4 protein-coding genes are annotated in these 7,169 nt (G+C 41.4%); 3 read left to right on the top strand and 1 reads right to left on the bottom strand.

What is annotated here, in order from left to right:
• Positions 1 to 11: 11 nt before the first annotated feature.
• On the bottom strand, positions 12 to 4,439 hold the full coding sequence (locus KGY70_03220) for a translocation/assembly module TamB domain-containing protein (protein ID MBS3774177.1): 4,428 nt from the start codon (positions 4,437 to 4,439) through the stop codon (positions 12 to 14).
• Between the two features lie 122 nt (positions 4,440 to 4,561).
• On the opposite strand from KGY70_03220, the gene tsaD reads away from it, so the two are divergent.
• From tsaD to KGY70_03235, 3 genes are all read left to right on the top strand, one after another.
• Positions 4,562 to 5,584: a tRNA (adenosine(37)-N6)-threonylcarbamoyltransferase complex transferase subunit TsaD gene (gene tsaD, locus KGY70_03225; GenBank protein ID MBS3774178.1), complete on the top strand. Its 1,023-nt coding sequence runs from the start codon at positions 4,562 to 4,564 to the stop codon at positions 5,582 to 5,584.
• A gap of 385 nt (positions 5,585 to 5,969) precedes the next feature.
• Entirely contained in the window at positions 5,970 to 6,332 is a 363-nt protein-coding gene (locus KGY70_03230) for an endonuclease domain-containing protein (GenBank protein MBS3774179.1), read from the top strand.
• 403 nt (positions 6,333 to 6,735) lie between these two features.
• A complete protein-coding gene (locus KGY70_03235; protein ID MBS3774180.1) occupies positions 6,736 to 7,125 on the top strand; it encodes an OsmC family protein in 390 nt (129 codons plus the stop codon).
• Positions 7,126 to 7,169: the final 44 nt, after the last annotated feature.

The raw sequence follows: 7,169 nt of genomic DNA on the forward strand, positions 1-7,169 counted from the left end.
AAAATATAAAACTAATTTTTACTTCTTTTTTCTTTGTTGTTTTTAAATGATAATTTTTTCGCAATATCCCTGAACAGTTCTTTGAAGCTGTTAAATTCTTCTCTATAAAAGAGACCGGCCCCTTGAATGTAGCGGGTTTCTTCATAGATCAGCCGATCGCTGTTCCGGTTGAAAAATTTGAGTCTGAGCTTTCCGTTGGGCGTCAGCTTCCAGTCCACCCGAAAATCTCCTATAAATTCGCTTGACTGGTTATATTTATTGGATGTTCCTACATTGCCGTTGATGATCAGCCGGTCGTTAAGCAATTGAGTAGAAAGAGCCACTTCTACCTGATCTTTGGATATTTTATCCCCCGGTTGGTAATTTACTCCGACATTCCAGTTGGAAGATATTTGGGACAGCCAGTGACTCAATTGATTGGATAATAGTTCACCAGTGGTGAAGGCCATACTTGTAGCCCCCATTTCAAAGGTTTCAGGGCGACCTGCCATATATTGCTGCGAAGGCATAAAAGTATTCAGTACGAGCAGTGAAAGGAATTGTTTGTTCAATTCTTCCTGGTTGCTTATGGCGCTTTTAACCCGAGCCACGGTACTTTCATCTGCAGTTGGAAGATCGATTTCAAAGTTGATGTCGGGACTCCTCAGTTTATTGGTTAATTGAACTTTGCAGTCCACAGGAATTTGTTTTTTATAATATTCTGTAGTGTCCATTAATAGATTGTTCAGGGAGGTGCGGAGCCTGTATACAGCGGTTATGTCAATGTCCGCATCCTGGGGTTTGCCGTTCCATACGATCTGACTTCCCTGCTGGATATCAAATTTTTTGTTGATTACATTTTGAAGCGAGAACAAGTAGGTACCGTCTTCGATGTTATAATCTCCGTATATGCTGAAATTGTCGTTATTGTCAACCCCCATATTCAGATTCCCGCGACCCTGCGCTTCGATAATGTCGCCGAAATCCGGGTCGAGTATCAGGCGCGTCTGGGCCTGGGATGTTACTTCAAGGTCAAATTCCAGATCAAGACCAGTTAAATTGCTGGTAAACCATTCCTCTTCCTGCTTTGTTTCCTGAACCTCGCTGTTGCTGTTTTTACCGGCGAAAGTTAGGAACCGGGTTTTCTCACTGTTTCCCCTTTGGCCAATGGGTAAATTGATCAGTGTGTTGTTTTCCGTTTTCAGGGAAGCATCAATATTCAGGTTTTTGGTTTGTGTGTTTCCCTGAATGCTTACCGGACCTGAGGTAAAGGCTTCTCCGTAATAGATGGTATTGTCAAAACCGGTGGTATTGAGTGCCCTTAGTTTTTGTGCATCAATGTTGAAATTGTAATCAATGTTACTGAAGGAATGAAAATTGAGTTGACCGTTTACCTGTGCCTGATTTCCTGCTTCGTCGGTTACGGTTATGCTGTCAAAATTTATTTTGTTGTCCGTAACATCCAGCTCAGAGGTGACATTATAACGGGTTTGCAAATAATCGATGGTGAAGGAGGTCTTGTGAGCCAAAAGTCTTCCGTTGAATAAAGGATGGTTCAAGGTGCCTGATAATTTAAGATATCCACTGAGCGCTCCGTTAAAATCAGAAAAGGATTTCTGGAGAATGGGGTTCAGGATTCCCATCCTTACTTTATCGAGATTGGCGTCAAACTGTAAACTTTGGGTGGAAGGATCATATTCCCCGTTCAAATCCACAGTTTTAAGGTCACCTCTTTTGCTCAAAACGTTAAGTCCAAGTTCCTCTTTGTTGTTGATCCATTTGCTGGTGATGCGGGTATTCCCGATCTTATTGTCGTTAATCAGCAAGGTATCTATAGTAAGATCGGAATGGAAAGTGGGTGCATTGTAAAGATCGGCGAATTTTGCCTGTCCATTGATGATCCCGTTAAATTTAAGGTTCCCTTTCGGGAAGAAAAGATTCACATAATCGAGGGGAATGTCGGAAAGATCTAAATGTAATGTATCCCTGGGGTCTTTTGTTATTTTACCGTCAACCTCCATGTGCTGGTTTTTGTGATAAAAACTGAGGTTATTGAAAGATATGCTTGTGGTGTCGATGGTTACGGAACTGCGGGCAAGCTGCCACTCGTTGTTTTGTATGTCTAAATCGCTGGGTAAGAAATAAAGGTTGGTCCGTATGTTGTTCGTGATCTCGGACCTTTCCATATCCAAAAGCGCAATGATTTCTCCTTTTGTGGTTTGGCCTTTAGGATCAACCCAATTGATGGTGAATTTGGATTTGTTATCCCCGGTTAACGACTTGAGCTCAAAGTTGTGAAAATAACTTTTTTCCTTGCCGTTCAGGCTTTTCAACTTATCAAATCTGAATACCAGGGAGAATATGCTGTCCTGGGAGCGGCTGGCCATACGAACATTCTGAAAATTATAGTCTTTATAATTGAAATTATTGGTTTCTGCCGTCAAGTTGAAAGATTGCGCGTTTTCATTATATTGCAGTTTAACCTGACTGCTGTCGTGTATACTTAAATCCGGGAAAAATATATCCGTAATTTTTTGGGTATGGCTCAGGTTGATGTTCAGTTCAAGATCGTTTTTTGCCTTAACCGCAGCGGTATCTTCCTTTTGTTCCACAAAAACAGGCATATAAGAGAATGCCATATTTTTGAGCGACTGATATACCGTTGTTGATTGATAGTGACCTACGAGCTCTGCATTGATGTAATCTGAAGTGAGTTTTATCCGGTTGGTATCACTTCTGTGTTTGGCATCGAGCTGCAGGTTATCAAAATTCAGTTTTTGATTGTTTTTCACCAGTTGGCCCTGGGTCATGGTAATGGTTCCACTGGCATTGTCGAGATTGTTGCCCCGGAAATTTGAATTTAAGCTGAAAGATAGTCTGGCTGATGTGTCTTTTTCCGCCAGGTTCAGTTTGTCTAGTTTGGCTTCTTTCAGGTTGGCATTGAAATCAAAAATTGGTACATCCCCTGTAAAATCGATACCTCCCTGGAAATCAAATTTGATGTTTGGGTCTGAGATGGAAAGGGCGCCGTCATACATCTTATCGGTTAAAAAACCATTGATTTGAATATTTTTGTAGTTATACTGTTTGATTTCCAGCCTTTTTATTATGCCATTGGTTTGAGCCTGAAAGCCCTGATCGGGAAAAATAGATCCCTCAACCTGAATATCCATGCTCATATTGCCAAAATTTTCTTCATTTTCAAGCATCCTCCCAATATTGAAATTTTGGGTTTTCAGGTTTCCTTCAAGGGCCAATGCCTGAGTTTCTTTCGGGCGTATCAGTAAATCGGTGGAAAATTCTCCCAACTGGGTGTTGAATTTGCCATAGGCCACAAAATCATCGAGAAATCCGGTAAAGTTGCCTTTGTATTCGATTCTTCCCATGTTTTGAAAAGTTTCCGGTAATGCGATGTTGCCTTTTTTTCCCAGCAGATTATTAATGAGTCCGAGATCCTTTATCCCGGTATAAAGGCGATTGACCTCGATATACATGTAAGTTTTTGATATATCGGGAAGACCGGTAAGGCTAAAATCGGTAAGCAACTCACTTTGCCTGCCGGTGCCTACAAACACACTATCTCCCTTCAGATTGCTTACGGTGCCATTGATATTCCCCGATATCACAAAGTTTTGGTTGGGAATATCCTGAAAAGTGGATGAGAAATAGGCAAGGTCATTGAAGGCGATATTCGATTCCCGTAAGGCGACATCCAACTTTAGCTTATTTAAGGGATCCCTGAAATTTTTGTAGTGATCGTGTAGAAGTAAAATTGAGTCGGTTTGAAAGAATGAATAAGGCGTACGCATGGCAAGGTCTTTGATGCTTAGCTTTTGTTTATTCAGCCTGATTCTTGATTGAAGATCAAAAACCTTCATTCCGCTTTTTTCTTCAAATGAGAGATTGTTGAGATCCAGGTGAATCTTTCCGCTGTCAACATTAAGGTTCCGAGCCTCAATGTTGAAATCATGGAAGGTCATGTGGTTAAAATCCAGTCCATAATCTGTTTTTTCGGGCAGGTTGGTGTTGTAGGAGACTTTTGAATCATTTATTACCATATTATTGCAGCGGATGTGCATCCTGGGCTTGGTTGTATCTTTTCTTTTTAATGCTTCGATTAAGAACCGTATGTTTATGTTTTTAGCCGTGTCGTTTCTCAGGTGAATGGTAGCGCTGTCCATAGAGAGTTCCCTGAAATAAAGCTCCCTGTCTTTCAGGTCAAGGAAATCAAGATGCCCCGTCAATTTTTGTGAGTAAATCAGACTGTCGCCACTCTGATCTTCCAGATAAACATCTTCAAGCACAAGCTTGTTAAAGAGCGTATAATAAGCTGATTTAACCTCAAAACGGGCATTCAGTTTCTCTGAAAACGCTTCGGACAGTTGGTGAACAATATAGTTTTGAACGTTTTGATTTTTTATCAGAAAATAACCGGTTGCCGGCAAAATCAAAATCACCAAAAACAATACGAGTAATATTTTGTATATTTTTTTAATAGCTTTGCCCGTTTTAAATTCTTAGTAATTACAACGCAAATAAACAAAAAATAGTTTTCAAAGTAACTGCATAAACCATACCAATAATGGGAGTAACGATACTGGGAATAGAATCTTCCTGTGATGATACTTCTGCTGCTATACTGAAGGATACCTATCTTTATTCCAATGTGATTTCGGGACAGGAGGTTCACAGGAATTATGGAGGTGTTGTACCGGAACTGGCCTCCCGTGCTCATCAGCAACACATCATCCCTGTCGTAGATCAGGCTCTTAAGCAGGCGGGCGTCAAAAAAGATGAGGTCGATGCGGTAGCTTTTACACAGGGACCCGGATTACTGGGGTCACTGTTGGTGGGCACCTCTTTTGCAAAAGCTTTTGCTCTGGCCCGGGATATTCCTCTTATCGGGGTGAACCACCTGCAGGCCCATATTTTGTCCCATTTTATAAAGGCTCCCGGCAATGAGGAGCATGCTGAACCGGATTTTCCTTTTTTATGTCTGTTGGTAAGTGGGGGGCATACGCAGTTGACCGTTGTCAGGGATTATCTGGACATGGAGGTTATTGGAGAAACCATTGATGATGCCGCAGGTGAGGCTTTTGATAAATGTGGAAAGATCATGAACCTTCCTTATCCGTCCGGGCCTGTTATTGATAAAAAGGCAAGGGAAGGGGATCCCCATGCATTTGAGTTTACCCGACCCAATATTGGGGAGTTGAATTACAGTTTTAGCGGTTTGAAAACGGCTTTTCTCTATTTTCTCAGAGACAGAGTAAAGGAAAATGAACATTTTATTCACGAGCATTTCAGTGATCTTTGTGCTTCTATTCAATATACCATCGTGGATATATTGATGGAAAAGCTCATTCGGGCTTCTGAAACTACAGGTATAAAAGAAATTGCCATAGCCGGCGGTGTGGCCGCCAATTCAGGTTTGAAGCAAGCGCTCCATGATGCTGCCCGGAAATATGGGTGGAATGTTTATATTCCCCGTTTTGAATATACCATGGATAATGCAGCTATGATTGCCATAGTGGGGTATTATAAGTACATGCGGGGAGAATTTGAAGATTTGGATGCCGTACCCAGTGCCCGTTTGAAATATTGACTACCGGTCGGAGCGATTCGAGGGGTCTGACCGGTAAAACCGCTAATGCTAAAACCTGGCATATGAATGCCGAATCATTCAGAATTTTCCGAAGGGGCGTACTCTCCCCCGCCTCCCTTCAAAAGGGAGGAGCTCGGTCTGGTAGAATTGTCAAAGGCTTTCCTGTAATTGCCGAAGAAAAAATTTATAAAGCCAGATGCAGCATACCTATAAGTCTTCTACGGACCGGCTCCCCTCCCTTGGTCAAGGGAGGGGGTGGGGGAGAGTACGCCCCCTGAAGCTATACCGGAATATCAAGAAATTCCGATACCAATTTTTATTAATCACCACAAAAGGTTAATTATTATTCCAATTAATCGTATATTGCATTAAAATTCTATTACAAATGCAATATCAGGAAATTCTGAAAATAGCAAGGAGATTACGAAGAAATCATACCCCTTCAGAGTATAAGCTTTGGGAGGTCCTCCGGGCCAAAAGGTTGAATGGGATAAAGTTTCTCAGGCAACATCCGATTATTTATGAAAGTAACCGCAACGATTACTTTTTCTTTGTACCGGATTTTTATTGTGCCAAATACAAACTTGTTATTGAGTTGGATGGAAAGATTCATGAATATCAAAAGGAACGTGATAAAGATCGTGAGCTCATATTAAAAGACAGAGATTTGAAAGTACTAAGAATAAAGAATGAAGAACTGAATGATATAGAGAAGGTCAAAAGGAAAATTTTGGATATGTGTAAATAGAAGGATTTGATTACATTGCTTTGTTGGCGTACTCTCCCCCGCCTCCCTTCAAAAGGGAGGAGCTCGGTCTGGTAGAATTGTCAAAGGCTTTCCTGTAATTGCCGAAGAAAAAATTTATAAAGCCAGATGCAGCATACCTATAAGTCTTCTACGGACCGGCTCCCCTCCCTTGGTCAAGGGAGGGGGTGGGGGAGAGTACGCCCCCTGAAGCTACAATCACAGTCAATCTCCTCTGGACCGCCTCTCTTCAAAAGGGGAAGCCTGTCCCGTTAGATAAGTTGTCCGACTGGTAGCTGCTGAAAAACACAATCCGTTTATCAAACTCATGTTAAAAGTCATTTGTCTTTTGCAACCATTGAATTTTATTTGCAGGCTTTAAATTTTAAAAAAGGAGGAAAAGTATATGAAATCGAAATCAGTATTGGTAGATGGATATCAATCGGTAATTGATAACGGACGGAATCATGCTGTAGTAACGGATTTGCCTGATGCAACAGACGTAGGAGCCAGTGCACTGGAACTTTCTGTGATGAGCCTGGCAGGTTGTATTTCTACCATTTTTAAAAAGGTAGCCGATAAAATGCGGCTCAATGTCGAAAGGGTGGAAGTGGAAATGGATGCCGACAAAGGTTCCGATACCATTGAAAAGGTTAAATATACGGTAAGGGTTAAGTCAGATGCATCAGAAGAAAGACTGAAGAAATGTTTGGAAAACACCGAGAAAGCATGCCCTGTAGGGGTGCTTTTTTCCAAAGCAGGTGTAGAGATGGAAGGCACGTTGGAGAAAGTATAAGATCCATTAGATTTTGTTTAATAAGATTGTCCCCGGTAGTTTGA

The organism is Bacteroidales bacterium, from assembly GCA_018334875.1.
Lineage (GTDB): Bacteria > Bacteroidota > Bacteroidia > Bacteroidales > UBA12077 > JAGXLC01.